The following is a 25968-nucleotide window of genomic DNA, read 5'->3' as shown; positions in this document are numbered from 1 at the left end:
CTCCTGAGGGTCTTATGGATGGCCGCCGCCATGGCTAGGTACGGAATGGCCAGAGGTGGAAGTAGCGGCGCACGCGCCGCCAGATTTCCGCGAGCCCGTGCGGCTCGAAGATCAGAAAGCCCACGATCAGCAGGCCGAAAACAATGGTGCGCACCGGCGAGATCAGGCGCAGCGCGTCGCCGCCCACCGGCAGCCAGCCCACGATCAGCTTGAGCAGTTCCGGCACCATGGTCATGAAGATGGCGCCCAGGATGGACCCCAGGATCGTGCCCATGCCGCCCACGATGATGGCCGCCAGGAAGAAAATCGACATGATCAGCGGGAAGCTCTCGGGCGTGACCACCCGGAAGAAATAGGCCCACATGCCGCCCGCCACGCCGGCGTAGAACGAGGACAGGCCGAACGACAGCAGCTTGTAGCGCAGCAGGCGTATGCCCAGCACCTCGGCCGAAATGTCGCGGTCGCGTATGGCGATGAAGGCGCGCCCGATGCGCGTGCGGAACAGGTTGGCCGCCCCCAGCACCATCAGCGCCGTCACCGGCACGATCAGCCAGTAGATCTTGAACGAGGTATCCAGGTCCACGCCCAGCACCCGCGCCGGCGGCACCTGCATTCCCGTCGTGCCGCCCGTGAACTGCCAGTTGGCGAAGATGAAATGCGCGATGAACGACGCGGCGATCGTGGCGATGGCCAGGTACAGGCCCTTCACTCGCAAGGACGGAATGCCGACCAGCAGGCCGCCCAGCATCGCCACCAGCCCGCCGGCCACCAGATTGAGCAGCACCGGCGTGCCCAGCCGCTGCTCCAGCACCGCGACCGTGTACGCCCCCAGTCCCATGAAGGCGGCCTGCCCCAGGCTGACCAGGCCGGTATAGCCCGTGAGGATATTCAGTCCCGTGGCGCTGGCGACGTTGATCGCCACCAGGCAGGCCAGGTACAGCCAGTAGGCATCCGCCACGAAGGGAAACATGACCAGGGACGCAGCCAGCAATACCAGCCACGCCTTCTGCGTACGGGTGTCGAACAGCGCTTCGTCCGCAAGATAAGTCTGCTTGGCAGTCGCGATGCGCATCGGTCAGAGCCTCTCGATTTCACGGGTGCCGAACAGGCCATAGGGCCTGACCATCAGCACCACCACCAGCACGATGAAAGTGGCCAGCAATTTGTATTCGCCGCCCATGTAGGCGCCGGCCCAGGCTTCCAGCAGGCCGATGAACACGCCGCCCACCAGGGCGCCCGCCACGCTGTCCAGCCCGCCCACGATGACCACCACCAGCACCGACAGGCCGAACACGCCCATCGACGAGGAGATGCCGCCGATCGCGCCCACGATCACGCCCGACACCGCGGCCAGCGCGCCCGCCGCCACCCAGGCCAGCGAAAACACGCGCGGCACGTTGATGCCCATGGCGTAAGCCGCGCCCTGGTCCGAAGCCGTTGCGCGCAGCGCCACCCCGCCGCGCCAATAGCGGAACACCACCAGCACCAGCAGCGCCAGCACTACCGCCACCCAGAAGCCGTAGAACACCTTGGGCGCGACGAAGGCCTCGCCTATCATCACCGGCGAGCGCGGCATGAATTCCGGCAAGCGGCGCTGGTCCGCCGTCCAGATCAGTTCGACCACGCCCACCAGGATCGACGCCAGCCCCACCGTGATCATGAATACCGAGATCGGCGCTTCGCCCAGCATGGGACGGATGGTCAGCCGCTCGACCAGCGCCCCCAGCGCGCCCGACACCACCACCGCTCCCACGATGGCCAGCCAGATCGGCCATTCCATGCCGGTGGCAAAGGCATAGAACACGTAGGCGCCCAGCATCAGGAATTCGCCGATGGCGATGTTCACCACCCGGGTCGCCTTGTAGACGATGACGAAGGCCAGCGCCGCCAGCGCATAAAGCCCACCGCTGCCCAGCCCGGCCAGCGTGACTTCCAGGAAGAACAGCATGTCCATCAGGCCGCCTCCCGCAGGCGGCGGCGCAGATCGCCGACGTCGCCCGCGCCCAGATAGGCCTGGATGACCTGCGGGTCTGCCTGCACCTGCGCCGGCGTGCCATCGGCAATGACTTGGCCGAAGTTCAGCACCACCACGTGGTCCGACAGGTCCATCACCATGCCCATGTCATGCTCGACCATCAGCACCGTCACGCCCCATTCTGAGCGCGCGTCCAGAATGAAGCGCGCCATGTCATCGGTCTCTTCGCGGTTCATGCCCGCCACCGGTTCGTCCAGCATCAGCACCCTGGGATTCATGGCCAGCGCCCGCGCCAGCTCCACCCGCTTTTGCAGGCCGTAGGACAGCGCGGCCACCGGCGCGTGGCGGATGTGGTCGATCTCCAGAAAGTCGATGATGCGTTCTTCGATGTCGGCGCGCAGCGCCATCTCTTCGCGGCGCGCCCGCCCGAAATACAGCAAGGCATCCAACACATTGGTCCGCAGGTGGGCGTGGCGGCCCAGCTTGATGTTGTCCAGCACCGTCATGCCGCGGAACAGCGCAATGTTCTGGAAGCTGCGCGCCAGGCCCAGCCGGGCGCGTTCGGGCGCCGCCACGCGCGTGATGTCGCGACCCTGGAAGCGGATCTGCCCGGATGCGGGGCGGTAGAAGCCGGAAATGGTGTTGAACAGCGAGGTCTTGCCCGCGCCATTGGGGCCGATGACCGTGGTGATGGAGCCGGACTCCACGCGAAAGCCCACACCGGTAAGCGCCTTGACCCCGCCGAACGCCAGCGTGACCCCATCCACCTCCAGCAAGGGAGGGCTGTCGGACTGATCCACCATTTGTCTCCTCGCCTTTACATGCGAAGTTTTTATCGACGTTGGTCTGGCGAACCCGCGAGGCAGGAGATGCAACGAACCTGTCTTTACCTACGCCAGTACAGCGCCGGAAAATCGTTCTATGCGTTACGCTAAGCGTGCTTAAAAGAAAACCAAGCAAGCGCTCGGTTCAGACCATAGCATCGCGGTTTTTGGATCGACAGTTGGTACTTACCCGATAACGGAGACTCGCCATGACCCAAGAACACCCCGCCTTCCAGACGCTGTTTCTGGAAACCGACGGCGCGATCGCGACCGTGACGCTGAACCGCCCCGACGCGCTGAACGCCATCGACGTGGCGATGGCGCAGGACTTGCAACGGGCCGCGCAATGGCTGGAAGCGCGCGATGAAATCCGCGTCGTGCTGCTGCGCGCGACGGGCAAGACTTTCTGCGCGGGCGGCGACATCAGTATGTTCACGGGCGAACCCGCGTTGGTGCGCGCCACGCTGCTGGACCTGTTCACGCCATTGAACGACTTCATTGCGCGCATCGCCCGCATGGACAAGATCTGGATTGCCCAGGTCCACGGCATTGCCGCGGGTGCGGGCCTGTCGCTGGTCTTGGCCTGCGACCTGGCCATCGCCGACGCCGACGCCCGCTTCATGACGGCCTACCTCAAGCTTGGAGCGACTCCCGACGCCGGCATGACCCACGGTCTCACGCGGGTGCTGGGCGCCCGTCGCGCGCTGGACTTGCTATTGCGCCATGACCCGTTCCCCGCCAGCGACGCGCTGGCCTGGGGCATCGTCACCCGCACCGCCCCAACCGGAGAACTCGCGCAAGCCGCGCAAACCTACGCGCAAGAGATTGCCCGCCACGCGCCGCACGGCATCGCGGGGGCCAAGGACCTGCTGCGCTCGGCCGAACACGCCACGCTGGAAACCCAACTGGCCGAGGAAACCGCGCGCTTTCTGGACAGCGCCTCGCGCACGGACTTCGCGGAAGGCGTACGGGCATTCCGCGAGAAGCGGACGCCGCAGTTCAAGGGTGAATAGGCCCAAAGGTACGTCTGGCGGCGGCTCCACCCCGCCTCACCGCAGCCCGCTCCAGTCGGGCGCGCGCTTTTGCACGAAGGCGCTCAGGCCCTCGCGCGCCTCGGACGTCGCGGCTGAGTTGCAGAACACCTCTACCGCCGTTGCAACCCTGCGCCGGTACTCGTTGTCATTGCTGTAGACGAAAGCGCGCCGCCCCAAGGCCAGGACTTGCGGCGGCTTGTCCGCCAGCGAGCGCGCCAGCAGGCGGGCCTGCTCCAGCAATTCCGCCGTGGGCGCAACGCGCGCCACCAGCCCCAGCCCGTGCGCCTCCTGCGCATCGAAGATGCGCCCGGTGAACAGCAGGTCGAACGCCCGGTGCTTGCCCACGACGCCCGGCAAATGCACGTAATGTATCGCCGGCAAGACGCCGACATCGATTTCCGGATAGCCGAAAGTGGCGGTGTCCGCGGCCACCACCAGGTCGCTGGAAATGGCCACCGTCATGCCGCCGCCGCGCACTGCGCCCGACACCACCGAGATTGAAGGCTTCGTCAGGTTGAACTGCGTGTCGTAGAGCTTGATATACAGCTTGGACAACAGCGCGTGGATCCGCGCCGGCGTGCTGTCCAGCAACTTCTTCATGTCCAGCCCGGCGCAGAAGCGCCCAGGCAAATCGCTGGCCAACAGCACGGCGCGCACCGCGGGATCGGCATTGGCCCGTTCCAGCGCGGCGATCAGCGCGTCCAGCATGTCTTCGTCCAGAGCATTGACGGGCGCATGGCACATATGGATTTCCGCAATACGATCGCGGACTTCGTAGCGCAGGAATGTCATCTGTCTTCTCGCATTCAGGAATGGGTTTGCACGCTGCCCGACGCCAGCAGCGCTTCGATTTCAGCTTGCGCGTAGCCCAGCTCGGCCAGGACTTCGCGAGTGTGCTCACCCAGCACCGGCGCCGGCAGCGCAGCCTGGCGAGGCTGGCGGCCGAACCGTATCGGCAGGCCGACGTTGCGGACCTCGCCCAGCACCTTGTGCTCACTCTTGACGATCAGTTCGCGCGCAGCGACCTGCGGATGCGCCAGCGCCTCGTCCAGCGTGTGGATGGCGGAACAAGCGATGCCCGCGGGCTTGAGCGCATCCAGCCATTGCGCCACGCTGCGCGTCTGCATGCGCGCCTGGACCAGCGCGACCGTCTCGGCGAAATGGCGGACCCGGTCGGCGTTGGTCGCGAATTGGGGCGCATCGACATGGTCCTGCAGTCCCGCGACCGCGCAGAAACGCTGCCATTGCGCATCGTTCCCCACGCCCAGCATGATGTCGCCATCGGCCGCGCGAAATGCCTGATAAGGACACATGGCCGGATGGCCCGTGCCCATGCGGCGCGGAATCTGGCCGGTGCGCCAGTAGTTCTGCGCCATGTACGACATCAGGCCGAGCGAGGTGTCCAATAGGGAAACGTCCAGATACTGGCCCTTGCCGGTCTGGCTGCGCTCCAGCAGCGCGGCCAGAATCCCGCTCAGCGCGAACGAGCCCGTGCCCAGGTCCACAGGCGAGAAGCTGGCGCGCGCGAAATTTCCGTCCGGCTCGCCCATGGTGCTGATCATGCCGCTGAAGGCCTGCAGCATGACGTCGTAGCCCGGCTCCTCGCCCATCGGGCCTTCGCGACCATAGCCCGATATCTCGCAGTACACCAGACGGGGATTGAGCCCGCTGAGCGTCTCGTAATCCACCCCCAGGCGCGCGGCGGTCTTGCCGCCAAAACCCTGCAACACCACATCCGACTGTTGCGCGAGGCGGTGCACCACGGCGCGCCCTGCCGGCGTCTTGAGATCCACGGCCAGGCTGCGCTTGTTGTGGTTCACCGCCAGGAAAGTCGCGGATTGGCCGGCATCCTGCGGCAGCCAGGCGCGCGTATCGTCGCCCTTGCCCACGGGTTCGACCTTGATCACCCGCGCGCCCAACTCGCCCAGATACTGGCCGCATAGCGGCCCGGCCAGCACCTTGCTCAGGTCCAGGACGGTGATGTTCTTCAACGGCGTCATGCGTGCTTCAGTCGACATGATTACTGCTCGCCCTTCAGGCCGATGGTTTGCGCGGCCTGGGTCCATTGCGCGGTTTCACGCTTGAAGAACGCATCCAGTTCGGCGGGGGCGACCTGGAAAGCCTCTGCGCCGCGCTCCTGCATCGCCTTGCGGTAGGCATCGCTCGCGACCACGCGGGCCACGGCCTCGCGCAGCTTCCGCACCACGTCCGGCGGAGTGCCCGCGGGAGTCTGCAGGGAGAACCAGAACTTGAGATCCAGGCTGGGATAGCCCGCTTCCTTCAGCGTGGGCACGTCCGGCAGCAAGGGCGAACGCTCGGCGGCGGTAATCGCCAGGGCCCTCAGCCTGCCGCCTTGCACCTGGCCGAGGCTGGTCGACATGCTGTCGAACAGGAAATCGACCTGTCCGCCGATAACGTCGGTCACTGCGTTCGCGCTGCCCTTGTAAGCCACGCCCACGGCCTGAAAGCCCGCAAGCTGCTGCAACGACGCGCCATAGACATGCGGCGAACTGCCCGGACCGAAGGTGGCATAGCTGAGCCCGTTCTTCATGTCGCGGCCGCGCTGGACCAGCTCGGCCAGGGTCTTGACCGGCGTGCGCTCGGGATTGACCACCAGCAGATTGGGCATGGCGCCCGTCGTGCCGACCGGCACATAGTCCTGCAGCGGAGCCATCTTCGCGCTCGGGTACATCAGCGGATTGATGGCCTGCATGGCCACCGTGTTGTGCATCAGCGTGTAGCCATCCGCGGGACCGTTCAGCACGCTTTGGTAGCCGACATTGCCGCTGGCGCCCGGTTTGTTCTGCACGATGACCTGCTGTCCCAATTCGCGCGCCAGAGGCTCGGCCACCAGACGCGCGATGAAATCAGTCGGACCGCCGGCCGAAAACGGCACGACCAACGTAATGGGCTTGGCAGGCCAGGTATCGGCCCACGCCGGGCCGGACAGCGCCGCCGCAGTCGCACAAGCGGCAAGAATTCTTTGGAACGCCATGATGTCTCCGTTGTGTTCTTAGAGGGATGGCGTCCATTATGCGAAGCGTCTTGATATATTAGAAATACCGTTTAAATATGCAGGCCATAATAAATTTGTGATGGCCTGCCTGCACGAGGTTTACGCATGTCGATGTCAATCCGCGCGATGCAATGCTTTGTCGCCGTGGTCTCCACCGGATCGATCAGCCGCGCCGCGGCCGCGCTGCACGTCGCGCAGCCCGCGCTAAGCCTGCTGATACGCAATCTGGAAGAGGATCTGGGCGTGGTGCTGTTGCATCGCAGCGCTCGCGGGGTCACGCCAACGGCCGCGGGATCGCGCATGCTGGCGCACGCACGCGAGATTCTCGGCCGCATCGACGCGGCGCGCGCCGACGTGCGCGAAGACATCAGCGCACCGCGCGGGACCGTCTCGCTGGCCATGTCCATGTCCATGGCCAAGCTGCTCACTGTGCCGCTCCTGCGCTTTTCCCTGGAACACTGGCCCGGCGTCTACCTGAAGATCATCGAATCCAGCACCGGGTACATCCCGGGCTTCGTCAGTTCCGGCCATGCCGACCTGGGACTGACGTTCAGCGACGACGCCTCGGTCGACCTGCGCTTCCAGCACCTGATAGATGAAGAACTGGTCGTGGTTTCGCCGCCGCCGGCCAAGTCACGCAAAAAGCCGGCCCCAGCCGCGCTACATGCGCTGCCGGCCATGGATCTGCACGCGCTCGCCGAATTGCCGCTGGTATTGCCCGGCAGCCAGCACAGCCTGCGCCGCCTGCTGGACCACTATCAGCAACAGGAGCGCGCCGAATTCCGCGTCATTGCCGAGGCCAACGCCATTCCGCAACTGATCGAACTGGCGCAGGCTGGCATCGCGCACACCATCCTGTCTTACGCGGCGGTGCACCAGGAAGCCGCGCGCGGCGAGGTCCTCCTGCATCGCATCGTCAAGCCGCGCCTGGCGCGGCCTGTGTTCCTGTGCAGGTCCGATGTCCTGCCATTGTCCATGGCCGCGTCCGCCGTTGCCGACCGGGTCAGCCGCATCATCACGGACTCCCGGCCTGGCGACCCGCCCACCCGGGTCAGGCTTAGATGACGCGCTTTTCCACCGCCTGCGCCCAGCGCCGCGCCACTACCGGCGAAGTCGCGCAGGTCGCGGACTCGGTCACCACCCGCACCGCGCGTTCCAGCAGCTGGATGTCGGCCTCGTGCTGGCGCGCCACATGCGGATCCTCGAAGAAGATCACACGCTGGCATTGGTGTTCCAGCACCAGCTCCGCGATCTGGGCGTCGCCGCCCAGCGGCCCGCTCAGGTAGCGGTGCACCCAGGGCGTATCCTTGGGCCAGCCGCGCGACCAGGCCAGCTCGTTCAACCGGCCGCCGGTGGTGCCCGTGGCGACGCGCCGCGCAAACCGCGACAGCACGTCGAAATGCTCGCTGGCGAATGCCACCATCTCGTCCTTGAGCGCATCGTGGGCAATCAGCGCCACCGTCTGGCCAGTGAAGTTGAAATGGCGCGAAGCCGAGACGTCCGGCGCCAAGCCGGCGTGGACCCGTTCGACTTCCATCCATTCGATGGCGCCGGCAAGCGTCGAGATGAACGGGCGGCCGTGCGTGATGCACTGGCGCTTGAGCGCCAGCGCCTCCGGGAAAATCGACGACGGGTCGACGGGATCGATCAGATAGATCGCGCCGTCGAACGGCGCCTGCCCGTCACGCCCTTCCGTCACCCGGGCCACCAGCTTCATCAGGCCGCCCTCGCGGCCGTACGGATAGCGGATCAACCCGCCGTAGCCCTGCAGCATGCCCTCGCGCACGATCGCGTCGTGCGTGCGGCCGACGGTGTGCAACTGCACGCCCAGCTCGCGTATCGTGCCCGAACAGGCGCGCAGCCAGGTAAACAGCGCGGCATCGGGAGTTTCGTGGTGCAGCCGGTTGGCGGCCAGGCCAAAGCGCAATTGGGCAGCGGGCATCGGTGGACTCAGGCAAGTAGGGACAACAAGAAGATCCTTGATGATACCGTGGCGGGCATGGCCGCGGCAGCTTTGGCCCCGATCCGCCGCGCTCAAAAACAAAAACGCTCCCCGCAGGGAGCGTTTCTGGTTTGGCGATCAGTCCGCCTCGTCGATCCAGGCCATCTGGATGGCCTCCAGGATCTTCTCGCCGCAATGCGCGGGGTCGTCGTTGAAGCCCGGCAAGGCCAGGACCCATTCGCGCAGCTGCACGAAGCGCAGCGTCTTGGGGTCCGCGTCAGGATGCGCGTCGAGCAGAGCCTCGGCGATCTGGTAGGTGTCGGTCCACTTCATCAATGGCCCTCTTTGGCGTGGTTGATGGTGTATTTGGGGATCTCGACCGTCAGGTCGGCGTCCGTCACCAGCGCCTGGCAGGACAGGCGCGAGGTCGGGGTCAAGCCCCAGGCCTTATCCAGCAGATCCTCTTCGTCATCGGTCGCGTCTTCCAGCGAAGAATAGCCCTGCTTGACCACCACGTGACAGGTCGTGCAGGCGCACGACAGTTCGCATGCGTGTTCGATGTCGATGTGGTTATCCAGCAGCACGCGGCAGATCGACACGCCCTTGGGCGCGTCTTCGATCACGGCGCCTTCCGGGCAGTAGTCGGGATGAGGCAATACAGTCAGTTTCGGCATAGCGTGTTATCAGGCAATCTCATCAAGTTTGCGGCCCGCCAGCGCGGCGCGGATGCTGCGATCCATGCGGCGCGCAGCGAAATCATCGGTCGCGGCCGACAGGGCCTGGACCGCGTCCTTCACTGTGTCCACGTCCTGCGCATCCTGGGCGGCGATGGCAGCCTGCAGGCATTCGTCCACGCGCTTGCGTTCTTCGGCGTCCAGCAGATCGCCATCGACGGCCAGCGCGGCCTGCACCGACTCGACCAACTGGCGCGCGTCCACCTGTTGCTCGCGCAACATGCGGGCGCGTGCATCGGTGTCGGCTTGCGCCACGCTGTCTGCCAGCATCTGCGCGATCTCGTCGTCGGTCAGGCCATAGGACGGCTTGACCGACACCATGGCCTCGACTCCCTTGCTCTGCTCGCGCGCGGTCACGCTCAGCAGGCCGTCGGCGTCCACCTGGAAGGTCACGCGGATGCGTGCTGCGCCGGCCACCATGGGCGGAATGCCGCGCAGCTCAAAGCGCGCCAGCGAGCGCGAATCGGAGACCAGGTCGCGTTCGCCTTGCACCACGTGGATGCTCATGGCCGTCTGGCCATCCTTGAAGGTCGTGAATTCCTGGGCGCGCGCCACGGGAATCGTGCTGTTGCGCGGGATGATGCGCTCCACCAGGCCGCCCATGGTTTCCAGCCCCAGCGACAGCGGGATCACGTCCAGCAACAGCCAGTCTTCGCCGGGAGCGCGGTTGCCCGCCAGCAGATTGGCCTGCAAGGCGGCGCCCAGCGCCACCACCTGGTCCGGATCGAGGTCGGTCAGCGGTTGCGTGCCGAACAGCTTGCCCACGGCAGCGCGCACGACCGGCATGCGCGTGGCGCCGCCGACCATCACCACGCCGCGCACATCGGCTGGCGTCAGCGAGGCGTCGCGCAAGGCGCGGCGCGCGCAGTCCAGCGTGCGCACGATCAGGGGCTGCGCCAGTTCTTCAAATGCCGCCCGCGTCAGGTTCGTGTCCACGGTCCGGCCATCGGACAATTCCAGCTTCAGGCTGGCCGCATCGGCGTCCGACAAGGCTTCGCGCGCAGCGCGCGCCGCCATCAGCAGGCGGCGGCGGTCCGCCGGCGAAAACTCGCCAGCAGCGAGTCCGGCCACCACGTGATCGACGATCAAGGCATCGAAGTCGTCGCCGCCCAAGGCGGTATCGCCGCCCGTGGCGATGACTTCGAACACGCCCTGGGTCAGGCGCAAGATGGAAACGTCGAACGTTCCGCCGCCCAGGTCGTACACCGCATACACGCCTTCGGCGGCATTATCCAGGCCGTAGGCAATGGCCGCCGCCGTGGGTTCGTTCAGCAGGCGCAGCACGTTCAGGCCGGCCAGACGCGCGGCGTCTCGCGTCGCCTGGCGCTGGGCGTCATCGAAGTAAGCAGGCACCGTGATGACCGCGCCGACCAGGTCATCGCCCAGCACGTCCTCGGCGCGCTGGCGCAGGACGGCCAGGATCTGCGCCGACACTTCAACCGGGCTCAGGTCGCCCTGGACGGTGCGGATGCGCACCATGCCAGGCGCGTCCACGAATTCGTACGGTGCGCGGCTGGCGCGCGCCTCTTCCAGCGAACGGCCCATGAAACGCTTGACCGACACAACGGTATTCAGAGGATCTTCGGCCTGCTGCGCGAGCGGATCGCGCCCCGTGGTGACCTTGCCGCCGGCGAAATAGCGCACGGCGGAAGGCAGCAAGGCGTGGCCTTGCTCGTCCCTCAGCACTTCGGCGACGCTGCTGCGCACGGCCGCGACCAGGGAATTGGTGGTGCCCAGGTCGATCCCGACCGCCAGCTTGCGCTGGTGAGGCGCGGGCGATTCGCCAGGCTCTGATATCTGCAATAAGGCCATGATTCTGTTTTTTTGGTCAGTAGGCGGCGCTGTGCCGGCGCCCGTCTCGCGGACGCCCCGGCGCGGCCTGGGCTATGCGGCGGGCTGGGCGTGCGCCAGTTCTTCCGCCAACTTCTCCACGAACATCCACTCGCGCACCTTGAGCCCCGCCGCGGCGTAGTCGCGGTCCTGGTCCAGCAGACGGGCCAGCGTGGCGCGCATGGCAGCGCGCGCCTGCTGCAATTCCGCCTGCAAGGCCGCCAGGGCGTCGGCGTCGTCGCGCGCGTCGTCCAGCATCTCGCGCCACGTCATCTGTTGCATCAGGAACTCGGGGTCCATGGCCGTGTTGCTCTCGGTCTGCAGATCCACGCCGGCCTGCTCGCACAGGTACCGCGCCCGCAGCAAGGGATCGCGCAACAGGCGGTAGGCCTCGTTGGCGCGAGCCGCCCACTGCATGGCCACGCGGCGTTCCGCGGGGCTGGCAGTGGCGTAGCGGTCGGGATGCACCTGCGCGGCGACGGTGCGCCACGCGGACTCAAGCGCCTGGGCGTCCAGATCGAAACGCGCCGGCAAGCCGAACAGGCCGAAGTGATCGTCTCCAGCCAAGACTTACACCGTGAACGACTCGCCGCAGCCGCAGGTCGCCTTTTCGTTGGGGTTGCGGAACTTGAAGCCTTCGTTCAGGCCTTCGCGGGCGTAGTCGAGTTCGGTGCCGTCCAGGTAGGCCAGGCTTTTCGGGTCAATGAAGACCTTCACGCCGAAGCTTTCGAACACCACGTCTTCCGCTGCCGCGTCGTCCACGTATTCGAGCTTGTAGGCCATGCCGGAGCAGCCCGTCGTCCTAACGCCGAGCCGCAAGCCGATACCCTTTCCGCGCTTCTGCAAGTAGCGGCCGATATGGGTGGCAGCCTGTTGGGTCAGGGTAACGGACATGTTCAGCCCGCCACAGCAGCTTCAGCCGGGGCCGAATGCTTTTCTTTGTAGTTCTGCACCGCGGCCTTGATCGCGTCTTCGGCCAGGATGGAACAGTGCACCTTCACGGGCGGCAGGGCCAGTTCTTCGGCGATCTGCGTGTTGCGGATGTTCATCGCCTCGTCCAGCGTCTTGCCCTTGACCCATTCGGTCACGAGCGAGCTGGAAGCGATGGCCGAACCGCAGCCGTAGGTCTTGAAGCGCGCGTCTTCGATCACGCCGGCTTCGTTCACCTTGATCTGCAGCTTCATCACGTCGCCACAGGCGGGTGCGCCGACCATGCCGGTGCCGACCGACTCGTCCGACTTGTCGAACGAACCGACGTTGCGCGGGTTTTCGTAGTGATCCAGGACTTTGGTGCTGTAAGACATGTTAATTCTCCACGAATTTCAAGGCGCGGGCGCTTAGTGCGCAGCCCACTGCACGGTGTTCAGGTCGATGCCTTCCTTGGCCATTTCCCACAGCGGCGACATATCGCGCAGCTTGCCGACGCGGCTCTTGAGCAACTCGATGGCGTAGTCCACTTCCTTTTCGGTCGTGAAACGGCCCAGCGTGAAGCGGATCGAGCTGTGCGCCAGTTCGTCGTTGCGGCCCAGGGCGCGCAACACGTAGGACGGTTCCAGGCTGGCCGAGGTGCAGGCCGAGCCGCTGGAGACGGCAAGTTCCTTGATCGCCATGATCAGGGACTCGCCTTCGACATAATTGAAGCTGACATTCAGGTTGTGCGGAACGCGTTGGTCCATGTCGCCGTTGAGGTAGACCTCTTCGATCTGCGACAGGCCAGCCCACAGGCGGTCGCGCAGCATGCGGATGCGCTCGTTCTCGGTGCCCATTTCTTCGCGGGCCAGGCGGAAAGCTTCGCCCATGCCGACGATCTGGTGCGTGGCCAGCGTGCCCGAGCGGAAACCGCGCTCATGGCCGCCGCCGTGCATCTGCGCTTCGATGCGGATGCGCGGCTTGCGGCGCACATACAGCGCGCCGATGCCCTTGGGGCCGTAAGTCTTGTGAGCCGAGAACGACATCAGGTCGACCTTGAGCTTTTGCAGGTCGATTTCCACCTTGCCGGTTGCCTGGGCGGCGTCCACGTGGAAGATGATGCCCTTTTCGCGGCAGATCTCGCCCAGCGTTGCCACGTCCTGGATCACGCCGATTTCGTTGTTCACCATCATCACGGATACCAGCACGGTATCGGGGCGCAGCGCGGCCTTGAAGGTGTCCAGGTCGATCAGGCCGTTGTCCTTGACGTCCAGGTAGGTCACTTCGAAGCCCTGGCGCTCGAGTTCGCGACAGGTGTCCAGCACGGCTTTGTGCTCGGTCTTGACGGTGACGATGTGCTTGCCGCGTTCCTGGTAGAAGTTGGCAGCGCCCTTGATCGCCAGGTTGTTGGATTCGGTGGCGCCGGAGGTCCAGACGATTTCGCGCGGATCGGCGTTCACCAGCTTGGCGACTTCTTCGCGGGCGCGTTCAACGGCTTCCTCGGATTCCCAGCCAAACGCATGGCTGCGGGATGCCGGGTTGCCGAAGTTGTCGTACAGCCAGGGCACCATCTTGTCCACGACGCGGGGGTCGACGGGCGTCGTGGCGGAATAATCCAGATAGATCGGGCGGGTGGTCATTTCTACAACTCCTGATACTGCTTATACGGTGGCGTTGGCGGCGACGGTCGCGGCCGGGGCGTTGGCGGCGTTGTTGGCGCCCCCCACCCGGTTCACGCGCACCGCGCAAGCCTGCGCTTGATTGTTGGCTTCCTGCAATTGGCGCACGCGCTGCTGATCGACGAGATCCTGCAGGGACACCGAATCCAGGTAATCCACCATCTTGCGATTCAACGTAGCCCAGAGTTCGTGCGTCATGCACTTGCCCGGCTTGCCGTCGTTGCCGCTCGTACAGTCCCGCTTGCCGCCGCAGCTGGTGGCGTCCAGGGGTTCATCGACGGCGAAGATGATGTCGGCAACGGTAACGTTGCGGGCGAGGCGCGCGAGCGAGTAGCCGCCCCCGGGGCCGCGCACGCTGTCCACGAGTTCGTGGCGACGCAGTTTCCCGAACAGCTGTTCCAGATAGGACAGCGAAATGTTCTGACGCTGGCTGATGGCCGCAAGAGTGACCGGACCGCTATGCTGCCGCATAGCCAGATCGATCATGGCAGTCACGGCGAAACGCCCCTTGGTAGTTAGCCGCATGGTAGGTTCCCAGTGATTCGGCAATGGCCGCAGGCGAATCCAGCGGTCAATACCCGAGTAATTGCCTCAAGTATAGCCTATTCCCGACTAATTTGGTATGGCTCCCGGCTAGAAAAAACCGCGCATTCGCGCGGTCTTTTACTGCCAAGCACCTCCGAGAACCGCCCGGCGGGCAGCCCTGCGGCAAAAGCGGATCAAGCCGCCTGGTACTGGGTAGCGCGCTTGCGCACCAGCTCGAGGACGCCCTGACAGGCGTCTTCCAGGTAGTCCAGGACCTTGCCGAAACCGTCGGCGCCGCCATAGTACGGATCGGGCACGGTGGCCTCTTCGAACTCATTGGCAAAGCGCATCAGCAGCATCAGCTTGTGCTGGTAGGCCTTGGGGCACTGCTGCTGCATGGCGGACAGATTGTCCCAGTCCATGGCGAGGATCAGGTCGAAATCGCGGAAATCTTCCGCGGTGACCTGACGCGCTTCGCAGTGCGTGATCTCGTAGCCGCGCTTGCGCGCTGCGGCCTGCGCCCGGGCATCAGGCGCCTCGCCGATGTGAAACGCGTGCGTGCCCGCGGAGTCGATGCGAACCACATCGCCCAAACCCGCGTCGTTCACCAAATGGCGAAACACGCCCTCTGCGCTCGGCGAGCGACAGATATTGCCCATGCAAACGAAAAGTACCTTGGTCATCATGAAAGTAAGTGTGCGGGAAAACCCGAGATAAGGCAAGCTTTTTTTGCGTCTGCGGGATTCTGACCGGGCGAATATGACCCCAATATTTATTCAATTAAATCAAATACTTAGGAAGAAATCTGGATCCAGCCTGTGAACACTGAATCCGGATATTCGGACGAATCGTGGCAGCCTGATTGCAACGCAGCAGATTTCCGGCATATTCAGCCGCCTGTCAGCATATAGAAACATTCAGACATGATTTCGCCGTTACACCGCCCCATCCAGCAGCACGCGCTGCTTCAGCGCGGTCAGCGCATCGCGCGCCGCGGCAGCCTGTTCGAACTCCAGGTTTCGGGCATGATCCATCATCAGCTTTTCCAGGCGCTTGATCTCGCGAGCCAGGGCCTTTTCGTCCTTCAGGAACTCGGCCGGAACCGCGGCCTCGAGCGCATCGTGCTGGGTTGGAGCGACAACGCCATCGATCAGTTCCCGCACGGCCTTTTGCACGCCCCGGGCGGTAATGCCATGGTCGGCATTGAATTTCAGCTGCTTGGCACGCCGCCTCTCGGTTTCCTCCATGGCGCGTTGCATTGAATCGGTGATGCGGTCCGCATAGAGGATGGCGTGGCCATTGAGGTTGCGCGCCGCGCGCCCGATGGTCTGGATCAGGCTGCGCTCCGAACGCAGGAAGCCTTCCTTGTCGGCGTCCAGGATCGCCACCAGCGACACTTCGGGAATATCCAGCCCTTCGCGCAGCAGGTTGATCCCCACCAGCACGTCAAAGGTGCCCAGACGCAGGTCGCGGATGATTTCGACACGTTCGACAGTGTCGATATCCGAATGCAGGTAGCGCACGCGCACGCCATGCTCGCTGAGGAAGTCGGTGAGATCCTCCGCCATGCGCTTGGTCAGGGTGGTGACCAGCACGCGCTCCGCTTGCGCCACGCGCGCCTTGATCTGCCCGAGCAGATCGTCGACCTGGGTACGGGCGGGCAAGACCTGGACCAGCGGGTCCACCAGGCCCGTAGGCCGGACCACCTGCTCCACCACATTGTCGGTGTGCTCTTTCTCGTAGGCGGCCGGCGTGGCCGACACGAACACGCACTGGCGCATCCGGGCCTCGAATTCCTCGAGCTTCAGCGGCCGGTTGTCCAGCGCCGACGGCAGGCGGAAACCGTACTGCACCAGCGTTTCCTTGCGCGCCCGGTCGCCCCGGTACATGCCGCCCAACTGGCCGATGGTGACGTGGCTTTCGTCGATGAACATGAGCGCATCGGACGGCAGGTAGTCGATGAGGGTGGGCGGCGGTTCGCCCGGCGCCGCGCCCGACAGGTGGCGGGAATAGTTTTCGATGCCTTTGCAGAAGCCCAGCTCCTGCAGCATTTCCAGGTCGAAACGGGTGCGCTGCTCCAGCCGCTGGGCTTCGACCAGATGACCGTCGTCGACGAAGCGCTTGACCCGTTCGCGCAGCTCTTCCTTGATGGTCTCGATGGCGCGCAGCACGGTGTCGCGCGGCGTGACGTAGTGCGAACCGGGGTAGACAGTGAAACGCGGCAGCTTCTGGCGGATGCGGCCGGTCAGCGGATCAAACAGCTCCAGGCTTTCGATCTCGTCGTCGAACAGCGTCAGGCGCAGCGCCAGTTCCGGGCTTTCCGCCGGGAAGATGTCGATGGTCTCGCCACGCACCCGGAAAACGCCGCGGGTGAACTCGGCGTCATTGCGGGTGTACTGCATGGCGACCAGGCGGGCCAGGATCTCGCGGCGCGAGATCTGGTCGCCGGCGCGCAGGATCAGCACCATGGCGTGGTAGTCGCCGGGGTTGCCGATACCGTAGATGCAGGACACGGTGCCCACGATGATGGTGTCGCGGCGCTCCAGCAGGCTCTTGGTCGCCGACAAGCGCATCTGTTCGATGTGCTCATTGATGGACGAATCCTTTTCAATGAACAGGTCGCGCGTGGGGACGTACGCCTCGGGCTGGTAGTAGTCGTAGTACGAAACGAAGTACTCGACGGCGTTCTTCGGGAAGAACTCCCGCATTTCGGCGTACAGTTGGGCGGCCAGGGTCTTATTGGGGGCCAGTACCAGCGCCGGGCGCCCCATGCGGGCGATGACGTTGGCCATGGTGTAGGTCTTGCCGGAGCCCGTCACGCCCAACAGCGTCTGGAACATCAGGCCGTCTTCGACCCCCTGGGTCAACCCCTCGATGGCGGTGGGCTGATCGCCCGCCGGCGGATAGGGTTGGTACAGATGAAACGGGCTGCCCGGGAAATCGATGAATCCAGGGCCTGGCGCGGACGGATCCGCCACGGCCGATGCCGCCGCGGGATCGGCCGCCAGGTTCGCTGCGGCCCCCGCCGTAATCGGGTCTATTGCGCTCTTAGGCATGCTAGACTCTTCCAGGGTAAACCCCTCATTATCCACAGCAGCCTGTACTGCGTCCACCCACCTCATCAGACTCCCATGAGCACCCTTTTCGATTCCGTCGAACTCGCCCCGCGCGACCCCATTCTTGGCCTGAACGAACAATACAACGCTGATACGCGTCCCGGTAAAGTCAATCTGGGCGTGGGCGTGTACTACGACGATCAGGGTCGCATCCCCCTGCTGGGCGCGGTCCGCAAGGCCGAAGCCGCCCGCATCGAAGCCGCCGCCGCCCGCGGCTACCTGCCGATCGAAGGCATCGCCGGTTACAACAACGGCGCGCAAGCCCTGCTGCTGGGCAAGGATTCCGCGCTGGCCGCCGCCGGCCGCGTGCTGACCACTCAGGCCCTGGGCGGCACCGGCGCGCTGAAGATCGGCGCTGACTTCCTGCGCCAGCTGCTGCCGACCTCCAAGGTCCTGATCAGCGACCCCAGCTGGGAAAACCACCGCGCCCTGTTCGAGCGCGCCGGCTTCGAAGTCGGTACCTATTCGTACTACGACGCCGCCACCCGCGGCCTGAACTTCGATGCCATGCTGGCCGACCTGAAGGCCGCGCCGGCCAAGACCGTCGTCGTGCTGCATGCCTGCTGCCACAACCCGACCGGCGTGGACCCCACCGCCGACCAGTGGAAGCAGATCGCGGCCGTCGTGAAGGAAAACAATCTGGTCCCGTTCCTGGACATCGCCTACCAGGGCTTCGGCGACGGCCTGACCGAAGACGCTTCGGTCGTGCGCATGTTTGCCGATCTGGACCTGACCATGTTCATCAGCTCCTCGTTCTCGAAGTCGTTCTCGCTGTACGGCGAGCGCGTCGGCGCGCTGACGGTCGTCGCCGGCAGCAAGGACGAAGCCACCCGCGTGCTGAGCCAGCTCAAGCGCGTGATCCGCACCAACTACTCCAACCCGCCCACCCATGGCGGCACGGTGGTGTCGACGGTCCTGAACACGCCTGAACTCTTCGCGATGTGGGAAGAGGAACTCGCCGGCATGCGCGACCGCATCCGCCTGATGCGCAAGCAACTGGTCGACAAGATCAAGGAACACGGCGGCAAGCAGGACTTCAGTTTCGTGCTGCAGCAGCGCGGCATGTTCTCGTACTCGGGCCTGACCGCGGCGCAAGTGGATCGCCTGCGCGAAGAGCATGGCGTGTATGCCGTCTCCAGCGGCCGCATCTGCGTGGCCGCGCTGAACAGCGGCAACATCGACAAGGTCGCCAAGGGCATCGCGGCCGTGCTGTAAGCCATTTGCAGCGCACAGGCCCACGCGGGCCTGCCGTCAGGAACGGGACCTTCGGGTCCCGTTTTTCTTTTGGTCCGGACCGGCTTCTTCTTTTGGTCCGGACCGGCTTTTTCTTTTGGTCCGGACCGGCTTGCTTTTTTGCGCTGCGTCCCCCAGAATGGCGCTGTATATATGTACAGTCCGCTAGCACCGGATCATCGCCATGGCCAGCAAACTCACTGATCGCCAACAACAAATCCTGGATCTCATCAGGCAGACCGTCACTCGCACCGGCTTCCCGCCGACGCGTGCCGAAATTGCCCTGGCCCTGGGTTTCCGTTCCCCCAACGCGGCGGAAGATCACCTCAAGGCGCTTGCCCGCAAGGGCGCCATCGAACTGACGGCCGGCGCGTCCCGCGGCATCCGCCTGAAAGACACCTCCCCTGCTCCCACGCAAAGCTCGCTGCCCATGCCGGGCCTGGCGCAGTTGCTGCTGCCGCTGGTCGGCCGCGTGGCCGCAGGCAGCCCCATCCTGGCTGCCGAGCACGTCGAACGCGAGGTCGGCGTCGATCCCAACCTGTTCGCCCAGACGCCCGACTACCTGCTCAAGGTGCGCGGCATGAGCATGCGTGACGCCGGCATCCTGGAAGGCGACCTGCTCGCCGTAAAGAAAGCCTCGGAAGCCCGCAACGGCCAGATCGTGGTGGCCCGCCTGGGCGACGACGTCACGGTCAAGCGCTTGCAGCGCCAGAACGGCCACATCGAACTACTGCCCGAAAATCCCGACTTCGAACCCATCGTGGTCGAAGCCGGCCAGGATTTCGCGTTGGAAGGCATCGCGGTGGGCCTGATCCGCACGCACGCGCTGCACTAGCCCCCACTACTCCCGCGTTTGCGCGCGGCATGAAAAAAACCCCGCCAAGAAATTGACGGGGTTTTTTGTTGGAAGCTATCCAGAAGGGGCGCCGCTTACCGGCGGCGTCCCTCCCGGTGTCCATCAGTGCTTGAGCACCGGGTCGGTCGAACCAGGTTCGGCAGGCTTGGCCACCAGGGGTTCCTTGACCGCTTCTTCCTCGGCCAGGGGCTCCGGCAGACGCTCCAGCGCCAGTTCCAGCACCTTGTCGATCCAGCGCACCGGCACGATCTCAAGGTGGTTCTTGACGTTGTCCGGGATCTCCGCCAAATCCTTGACGTTTTCTTCCGGGATCAAGACCGTCTTGATACCGCCACGGTGAGCCGCCAGCAGCTTTTCCTTCAGGCCGCCGATGGGTAGGACTTCGCCGCGCAGCGTGATCTCGCCGGTCATGGCGACATCGGCGCGCACCGGGATGCGCGACAAGGCCGACACCATGGCCGTGGTGATCGCGATACCCGCGGACGGACCGTCCTTGGGCGTGGCGCCTTCCGGCACGTGCACGTGCATGTCGTGCTTTTCGAAGACGCTGTCGGCAAAGCCCAGACGGCGGGCGCGGGAACGCACCACGGTGCGGGCCGCCTCGACCGACTCCTTCATCACGTCGCCCAGCGAACCGGTGCGTTGGATGACGCCCTTGCCCGGCATGTCCGCGACTTCGATCGTCAGCAGGTCGCCGCCAACTTCCGTCCAGGCCAGACCCGTCACCTGACCGATCTGGTTTTCCTTTTCGGCCATGCCGAAGGCGTAACGGCGCACGCCCAGGAAATCGCTCAGGTTGTCGCCCGTGACGTTGACCGGCTTGACCTCGGCGGTCTTGCCTTCGGCCTTGGCGCGGTCGCTCTGGGTCAGCAACTGCTTGATGACCTTGCGGCAGATCTTGCCCACTTCGCGTTCGAGCGCACGCACACCGGCTTCGCGGGTGTAGTAGCGCACGATGTCGCGCAGCGCGCTGTCGTCGACCGTAAGTTCGCTATCCTTCACGCCGTTGTTCTTCATCAGCTTGGGCAGCAGATGGTCGCGGGCGATGTGGATCTTCTCTTCCTCGGTGTAACCCGACAGGCGGATCACTTCCATGCGGTCCAGCAGCGCCGGCGGAATGTTCAGCGTGTTGCTGGTAGCCACGAACATGACGTCGGACAGGTCGAAGTCGACTTCGATGTAGTGGTCCTGGAACGTGTGGTTCTGTTCCGGGTCCAGCACCTCGAGCAGCGCCGACGAGGGATCGCCGCGGAAATCCATGCCCAGCTTGTCGATTTCATCGAGCAGGAACAAGGGATTGCGCACGCCGACCTTCGACATGTTCTGGACGATCTTGCCCGGCATGGAGCCGATGTACGTACGACGGTGGCCGCGGATTTCGGCTTCGTCGCGCACGCCGCCCAGCGCCATGCGCACGAACTTGCGGTTCGTCGCCTTGGCGATGGATTGGCCGAGCGAGGTCTTGCCCACGCCCGGAGGGCCGACCAGGCACAGGATCGGCGCCTTCACCTTGTCCACGCGCTGTTGCACGGCAAGGTATTCCAGGATCCGTTCCTTGACCTTTTCCAGACCGTAGTGGTCATTGTCCAGCACCGTTTCGGCGTTGCTGATGGAATTGTTGATCTTGCTCTTCTTCCTCCAGGGGAGGTTGATGAGCGTATCGATGTAGTTGCGCACCACGGTGGCTTCGGCCGACATGGGCGACATGAGCTTGAGCTTCTTGAGCTCGGCATCGGCCTTCTTGCGCGCCTCTTTGGGCATATGGGCAGCGATGATCTTCTTTTCGAGCTCTTCGATGTCCGCGCCCTCTTCGCCTTCGCCCAACTCCTTCTGAATGGCCTTGACCTGCTCATTCAGGTAGTAGTCGCGCTGGCTCTTTTCCATCTGCTTCTTCACGCGGCCGCGAATCCGCTTCTCGACCTGGAGGATGTCGATTTCGGTTTCGAGTTGCGTGAGCAGACCCTCGAGGCGCTCGGAGGTGCCGACGATCTCGAGCATCTTCTGCTTCTGCTCGAGCTTCAAGGGAAGATGCGCGGCGATCGTGTCGGCCAGGCGTCCGGCATCATCGATGCCAGCCAGCGAGGTCAGGATCTCCGGGGGGATCTTCTTGTTCAGTTTTACGTACTGCTCGAACTGCGCGACGATGGCGCGGCGCAGGGCTTCGGTCTCGGAGCCTTGCATGGCGTCCGGTTCGATCGGCGACACCTGGCAGGTGAAATGCGAATCGGCATCTTCGATGCTGTTGATGCGGGCGCGCTGGGTGCCTTCGACCAGCACCTTGACGGTGCCGTCGGGCAGCTTGAGCATCTGCAGGATGCCGGCTACGCAGCCGATCTCGTAGACGTCTTCGGGGGTGGGATCATCCTTGCCGGCGGATTTCTGGGCCACCAGCATGATGCTCTTGCCCGCTTCCATCGCAACCTCGAGCGCGCGGATAGAGCGCGGACGGCCGACGAACAGCGGGATGACCATGTGCGGAAACACCACGACATCGCGCAGTGGAAGCAGGGGCAGGTCGATCGGGTCGGAAGGCAGGGTCTGGCTGGCAGACATAGGAGGTTCCTCGGTATGACTCGGCGTATCGGGGACGGGAGGCCTGGGTATACCCGGACAATCCACGTCGGTTACGTCTGTTATGGGAACAATAGCCGAAAATTCAAGATCTCGGCGCCTGGATCCCCCAAAGGCTGAAAAAAACCGCGGGGCGGCACCCTCAGTATGCAAGCGTCGCGCCTGCAGGAAAAGCGTGTTTGCACCCGGGAATGTGCCTTAGGCAAAAAAACCCGTTACAGGAACGGGCTTTTTTGAAATATCAGGCTGCGGCGTCGCGGACTTCTCCGCGCTCTGGCTTGTCTGAAGCCGCGTCCTCGTCGGCGTAGATGAGCAATGGCTTGCCCTCGCCTTCGATCGCGTTCTCGTCCAGCACCACGCGCTTGACGTTGCCCTGGGAAGGCAGGTCATACATGGTGTCGAGCAGGGCCTGCTCGATGATGGAACGCAGACCGCGCGCGCCCGTCTTGCGGCGCAGCGCCTTGCGGGCGATCGCCTTCAGGGCGGCGGGACGCACGTCGAGCTCGGCGCCTTCCATGGCGAACAGCTTCTGGAACTGCTTGAGCAAGGCATTCTTGGGCTCGGTCAGGATTTGCACCAGGGCCGCTTCGTCCAGCTCGTCCAGGGTTGCGACCACCGGCAGACGGCCAACCAGTTCGGGAATCAGGCCGAACTTGATCAGGTCTTCGGGTTCGACTTCGGAGAACAGTTCGCCCACGCCGCGCTCCGACTTGGCGCGCACCGAGGCCGAAAAGCCGATGCCCGATTTCTCGGTGCGGTCGCGGATGACCTTTTCCAGTCCGTCGAAGGCGCCGCCCACGATGAACAGGATGTTGGTCGTGTCGACCTGGACGAAGTCCTGGTTCGGGTGCTTGCGGCCGCCCTGCGGGGGCACCGAGGCGACCGTGCCTTCGATCAGTTTCAGCAGGGCCTGCTGCACGCCCTCGCCCGATACGTCGCGGGTGATGGACGGGTTGTCGGACTTGCGGGAAATCTTGTCGATTTCATCGATGTAGATGATGGCGCGCTGCGCCTTTTCCACTTCGTAGTTGCAGTTCTGCAGCAACTTCTGAATGATGTTCTCGACGTCTTCGCCCACGTAACCGGCCTCGGTCAGCGTGGTGGCGTCGGCCATGACGAAGGGCACGTTCAGCATGCGCGCCAGCGTCTGGGCCAGGAGCGTCTTGCCCGACCCGGTGGGGCCGATCAGCATGATGTTGCTCTTGGAGAGCTCGACTTCGTCGCCCTTGATCTCGCCGTGGCGGATGCGCTTGTAATGGTTGTAGACGGCCACGGCCAGCATGCGCTTGGGCGAGTTCTGCCCAATGACGTACTGGTCGAGGAAGGTCTTGATTTCAGCCGGAGTGGGCAGTTCGGAACGAATCGCCGCGCGCGCGGTGGCTTGCGCCTCCTCGCGGATGATGTCGTTGCAAAGATCTATGCATTCATCGCAGATGAATACCGACGGACCCGCGATCAGCTTGCGGACTTCATGCTGGCTTTTATTGCAAAACGAGCAATGCAGCACTTTTGCGTCTGCCGATCCCTTTTTTTCAGGCATATATGTTCGTATCTCAGGTAAAGATGCGCCAGGCCGGCTAAAGGCCTAGCGCATGCGCTTACTCAAACGTGGTGGCAGCGGGTTCGGGTCAACCGGGAAGTCAGCCTTCCGAGCGGGAGGTCATAACCTTGTCCACCAGTCCATACGATACCGCATCTTCGGCCGACATGAAGTTGTCACGCTCCGTGTCTATGCCGATGCGTTCCATGGTCTGGCCGGTATTGTCGGCCAGGATGCGGTTCAGGCGTTCGCGCAGGTCCAGGATCTCGCGAGCCTGGATCTGAATGTCCGAAGCCTGCCCCTGGGCGCCGCCCGAGGGCTGGTGGATCATGATGCGCGAGTTGGGCAGCGTGAAGCGCTTGCCCTTCTTGCCTGCCGCCAGCAGGAACGCGCCCATGCTGGCCGCCAGGCCGGTGCAAAGGGTGGACACGTCCGGCTTGACGAATTGCATGGTGTCAAAGATGGCCATTCCCGCATACACCGACCCGCCGGGCGAGTTGATGTACAGGGAAATGTCCTTGTCAGGATTCTCCGATTCCAGGAACAGCAACTGCGCCACGACCAGGTTGGCCGTTGCGTCATTGACCGGACCCACCAGGAAAATGAGCCGCTCGCGGAGCAGACGCGAATAGATGTCGTAGGCGCGTTCGCCGCGCCCCGACTGCTCGATCACCATGGGAATGTAGCCCAGGCCGGTGGGGGTCACCGAAGACCCGCCATTCATTGCCGCATAGAAATCGGTGAATCTCTGCATAGTGTTACGCCATCCCCATCAACTGATCGAAAGGCACCTTCTCTTCGGTGACCTTGGCCTTTTCAAGCACGTGCGCGACGACATTGTCTTCCAGCACGATAGCCTCGATTTCAGCACGACGCTGGCGGTCGGCCAGGTAATAGCTGACAACCTGTGCGGGTTGTTCGTAGTTCTCGGCGAACTCTTCGATACGCGCACGGACTTGTTCGGGCTTGGCTTGCAGCTGGGCTTGCTTGACCAGTTCCGACACCAGCAGGCCCAGGCGCACGCGGCGCTCGGACTCGGTGGCGAAGGCTTCGGCCGGGATCGGCACGGATTCGGCGTTGGGGATGCCGCGCTGCTTCAGCTCTTCGCGGGCGGCGGCGACACGGCCTTGCACGTCGTTGTCGACCAGGGCCTTCGGCACGTCGAACTTGCCGGCTTCGACCAGGGCGTCCATGACGCTGGACTTGGTGCGGCCAGCCGAACGGACCTTGACTTCGCGCTCGATGTTGCTGCGGATGTCGGCCTTCAGCTTTTCGATGTCGCCTTCGGCCTGGCCGAGGGACTTGGCGAATTCGCCGTTCAGTTCGGGCAGCACGCCTTCAGCCACTTCCTTGACGGTGATGGTGAATTCGGCGGTCTTGCCGGCAACTTCCTTGCCCTGGTAGTCATCGGGGAACTTGAGCGGGAAGACCTTGCTTTCGCCAGCCTTCAGGCCGCGGGCGGCTTCTTCGAATTCCGGCAGCATGCGGCCTTGGCCGAGCACGAACGGGAAGGCTTCGGCCTTGCCGCCTTCGAACGGCACGCCGTCGATGGTGCCGGCGAAGTCCAGCGTGACGCGGTCGCCGTCTTGCGAGGCGCGGCCTTCACGGGCTTCGAACGTGGCGCGCTGCTTGCGCAGGACGTCCAGGGTCTGCTGCACTTCGGCGTCGGTGACGGCCGTTTCGTAGCGGGTGACGGCCAGGGCCGACAGATCCGGCACGGCGACTTCGGGGTAGACCTCGAACGTGGCGGTGAACGCCAGCGTGTCGTCGGCAACGCCTTCAGTCTTGGGCTCGAGGTTCGGGGCGCCGGCGACGCGCAGCTTGGCGCCATCGACAGCTTGTTCAAAGGCACGGCCAACTTGGCTATTGATCACGTCGTAGCGGATGCCGGGGCCATGGCTACGCTCGAGCATGGCGAGCGGAGCTTTGCCCGGACGGAAGCCGGGGACCTTGGCGGTCCGGGCCACGCGCTTCAATTGCGCCTGGACTTCCTTTTCGACGTCGGCCACCGAGACGGCCAGATCAACACGGCGCTCCAGGCCGGAGAGGGTTTCAACCACAGGCTGCATTAAAAGACCTATTTTCCGAGAGATAAAGAGATGACGGGCGGATAAACGGGGCATTTTACCGGAAACTTCCGGTCCCCTGACGCAAAGGGGCGCGAGCACCCGGATAAGTCCGGAT

The 25968-nt window shown here is 64.3% G+C and carries 25 protein-coding genes; 4 read left to right on the top strand and 21 right to left on the bottom strand.

Annotated elements, in window-relative coordinates; translation table 11 throughout:
- Positions 1 to 34: 34 nt before the first annotated feature.
- The 3 genes from IB258_RS07085 to IB258_RS07075 are packed head-to-tail and all read right to left on the bottom strand — an operon-like array spanning position 35 to position 2778.
- Positions 35 to 1072 (bottom strand): branched-chain amino acid ABC transporter permease, encoded by a 1038-nt coding sequence (locus IB258_RS07085; protein ID WP_013394582.1) that lies wholly within the window; start codon positions 1070 to 1072, stop codon positions 35 to 37.
- 3 nt (positions 1073 to 1075) lie between these two features.
- Positions 1076 to 1954 (bottom strand): branched-chain amino acid ABC transporter permease, encoded by an 879-nt coding sequence (locus tag IB258_RS07080; RefSeq protein WP_054456130.1) that lies wholly within the window; start codon positions 1952 to 1954, stop codon positions 1076 to 1078.
- A complete protein-coding gene (locus tag IB258_RS07075) occupies positions 1954 to 2778 on the bottom strand; it encodes an ABC transporter ATP-binding protein (RefSeq protein ID WP_175162167.1) in 825 nt (274 codons plus the stop codon). The genes IB258_RS07080 and IB258_RS07075 overlap by 1 nt, the downstream gene beginning before the upstream one ends.
- A gap of 230 nt (positions 2779 to 3008) precedes the next feature.
- On the opposite strand from IB258_RS07075, the gene IB258_RS07070 reads away from it, so the two are divergent.
- Entirely contained in the window at positions 3009 to 3812 is an 804-nt protein-coding gene (locus tag IB258_RS07070; protein WP_175181411.1) for an enoyl-CoA hydratase/isomerase family protein, read from the top strand.
- Between the two features lie 36 nt (positions 3813 to 3848).
- On the opposite strand, the gene IB258_RS07065 is transcribed toward IB258_RS07070, so the two are convergent.
- Genes IB258_RS07065 through IB258_RS07055 form a run of 3 tightly spaced genes read right to left on the bottom strand, consistent with a single transcriptional unit; the run spans position 3849 to position 6828 of the window.
- A complete protein-coding gene (locus tag IB258_RS07065; protein WP_054456124.1) occupies positions 3849 to 4625 on the bottom strand; it encodes an enoyl-CoA hydratase/isomerase family protein in 777 nt (258 codons plus the stop codon).
- 14 nt (positions 4626 to 4639) lie between these two features.
- Positions 4640 to 5851 carry a CaiB/BaiF CoA-transferase family protein gene (locus IB258_RS07060; RefSeq protein ID WP_225590308.1) on the bottom strand — a complete coding sequence of 404 codons (1212 nt, stop codon included), beginning with the start codon at positions 5849 to 5851 and terminating at the stop codon, positions 4640 to 4642.
- A 2-nt stretch (positions 5852 to 5853) separates the two neighbouring features.
- Positions 5854 to 6828 (bottom strand): tripartite tricarboxylate transporter substrate binding protein, encoded by a 975-nt coding sequence (locus IB258_RS07055; RefSeq protein WP_054456123.1) that lies wholly within the window; start codon positions 6826 to 6828, stop codon positions 5854 to 5856.
- Positions 6829 to 6954: 126 nt separating this feature from the next.
- Between IB258_RS07055 and IB258_RS07050 the strand changes: the two genes are divergently transcribed.
- On the top strand, positions 6955 to 7914 hold the full coding sequence (locus IB258_RS07050) for a LysR family transcriptional regulator (RefSeq protein ID WP_192352327.1): 960 nt from the start codon (positions 6955 to 6957) through the stop codon (positions 7912 to 7914).
- Here the strand turns inward: IB258_RS07050 and IB258_RS07045 are convergent.
- The 11 genes from IB258_RS07045 to uvrB all read right to left on the bottom strand — a co-directional run bounded on the left by IB258_RS07045 (position 7907) and on the right by uvrB (position 17524).
- Positions 7907 to 8791: a methylglyoxal synthase gene (locus IB258_RS07045; protein WP_175162163.1), complete on the bottom strand. Its 885-nt coding sequence runs from the start codon at positions 8789 to 8791 to the stop codon at positions 7907 to 7909. The genes IB258_RS07050 and IB258_RS07045 overlap by 8 nt on opposite strands.
- A 138-nt stretch (positions 8792 to 8929) precedes the next feature.
- The gene (gene iscX / locus IB258_RS07040; RefSeq protein ID WP_054456117.1) at positions 8930 to 9124 is read right to left on the bottom strand and encodes a Fe-S cluster assembly protein IscX; all 195 of its coding nucleotides are present in this window, start codon (positions 9122 to 9124) and stop codon (positions 8930 to 8932) included.
- On the bottom strand, positions 9124 to 9465 hold the full coding sequence (fdx, locus tag IB258_RS07035; protein WP_013394592.1) for an ISC system 2Fe-2S type ferredoxin: 342 nt from the start codon (positions 9463 to 9465) through the stop codon (positions 9124 to 9126). The genes iscX and fdx overlap by 1 nt, the downstream gene beginning before the upstream one ends.
- A 9-nt stretch (positions 9466 to 9474) precedes the next feature.
- Entirely contained in the window at positions 9475 to 11337 is a 1863-nt protein-coding gene (hscA, locus tag IB258_RS07030) for a Fe-S protein assembly chaperone HscA (protein ID WP_054456114.1), read from the bottom strand.
- 72 nt (positions 11338 to 11409) lie between these two features.
- Positions 11410 to 11922 (bottom strand): Fe-S protein assembly co-chaperone HscB, encoded by a 513-nt coding sequence (gene hscB / locus IB258_RS07025; RefSeq protein WP_054456112.1) that lies wholly within the window; start codon positions 11920 to 11922, stop codon positions 11410 to 11412.
- Between the two features lie 3 nt (positions 11923 to 11925).
- Positions 11926 to 12249: an iron-sulfur cluster assembly protein IscA gene (gene iscA / locus IB258_RS07020; RefSeq protein WP_042794073.1), complete on the bottom strand. Its 324-nt coding sequence runs from the start codon at positions 12247 to 12249 to the stop codon at positions 11926 to 11928.
- A gap of 2 nt (positions 12250 to 12251) precedes the next feature.
- The gene (gene iscU / locus IB258_RS07015; protein WP_054456111.1) at positions 12252 to 12659 is read right to left on the bottom strand and encodes a Fe-S cluster assembly scaffold IscU; all 408 of its coding nucleotides are present in this window, start codon (positions 12657 to 12659) and stop codon (positions 12252 to 12254) included.
- A 33-nt stretch (positions 12660 to 12692) separates the two neighbouring features.
- Positions 12693 to 13904, bottom strand: a complete 1212-nt coding sequence (locus IB258_RS07010; protein WP_054456109.1) for an IscS subfamily cysteine desulfurase — start codon at positions 13902 to 13904, stop codon at positions 12693 to 12695.
- Between the two features lie 21 nt (positions 13905 to 13925).
- The gene (iscR, locus tag IB258_RS07005; RefSeq protein WP_054456107.1) at positions 13926 to 14468 is read right to left on the bottom strand and encodes a Fe-S cluster assembly transcriptional regulator IscR; all 543 of its coding nucleotides are present in this window, start codon (positions 14466 to 14468) and stop codon (positions 13926 to 13928) included.
- 194 nt (positions 14469 to 14662) lie between these two features.
- On the bottom strand, positions 14663 to 15154 hold the full coding sequence (locus IB258_RS07000) for a low molecular weight protein-tyrosine-phosphatase (protein ID WP_006386176.1): 492 nt from the start codon (positions 15152 to 15154) through the stop codon (positions 14663 to 14665).
- 249 nt (positions 15155 to 15403) lie between these two features.
- Positions 15404 to 17524, bottom strand: a complete 2121-nt coding sequence (uvrB, locus tag IB258_RS06995; protein ID WP_225588755.1) for an excinuclease ABC subunit UvrB — start codon at positions 17522 to 17524, stop codon at positions 15404 to 15406.
- A gap of 75 nt (positions 17525 to 17599) precedes the next feature.
- Here uvrB and IB258_RS06990 point away from each other — a divergent pair, with 75 nt between their 5' ends.
- Both IB258_RS06990 and lexA read left to right on the top strand, forming a co-directional pair.
- Positions 17600 to 18799, top strand: a complete 1200-nt coding sequence (locus IB258_RS06990; protein WP_054456103.1) for an amino acid aminotransferase — start codon at positions 17600 to 17602, stop codon at positions 18797 to 18799.
- A gap of 202 nt (positions 18800 to 19001) precedes the next feature.
- Positions 19002 to 19652, top strand: coding sequence for a transcriptional repressor LexA (gene lexA / locus IB258_RS06985; protein WP_054456101.1), 651 nt, complete (start codon positions 19002 to 19004; stop codon positions 19650 to 19652).
- A gap of 123 nt (positions 19653 to 19775) precedes the next feature.
- Here the strand turns inward: lexA and lon are convergent, their stop codons facing one another.
- The 4 genes from lon to tig form a co-directional block, all read right to left on the bottom strand.
- On the bottom strand, positions 19776 to 22226 hold the full coding sequence (gene lon / locus IB258_RS06980; RefSeq protein ID WP_054456099.1) for an endopeptidase La: 2451 nt from the start codon (positions 22224 to 22226) through the stop codon (positions 19776 to 19778).
- Between the two features lie 259 nt (positions 22227 to 22485).
- Positions 22486 to 23784 (bottom strand): ATP-dependent Clp protease ATP-binding subunit ClpX, encoded by a 1299-nt coding sequence (clpX, locus tag IB258_RS06975; RefSeq protein WP_054456097.1) that lies wholly within the window; start codon positions 23782 to 23784, stop codon positions 22486 to 22488.
- A gap of 100 nt (positions 23785 to 23884) precedes the next feature.
- Entirely contained in the window at positions 23885 to 24538 is a 654-nt protein-coding gene (clpP, locus tag IB258_RS06970) for an ATP-dependent Clp endopeptidase proteolytic subunit ClpP (RefSeq protein WP_054456095.1), read from the bottom strand.
- 4 nt (positions 24539 to 24542) lie between these two features.
- Positions 24543 to 25853, bottom strand: a complete 1311-nt coding sequence (gene tig, locus IB258_RS06965; RefSeq protein WP_054456093.1) for a trigger factor — start codon at positions 25851 to 25853, stop codon at positions 24543 to 24545.
- Positions 25854 to 25968 lie beyond the last annotated feature (115 nt).

It is taken from the genome of Achromobacter sp. ACM02 (genome assembly GCF_014851605.1).
Taxonomy (GTDB): Bacteria; Pseudomonadota; Gammaproteobacteria; order Burkholderiales; family Burkholderiaceae_B; genus Achromobacter; species Achromobacter aegrifaciens.
The sequence above is the reverse complement of the archived record's forward strand: the minus strand, read 5'-3'. Positions and strand labels throughout refer to the sequence as shown.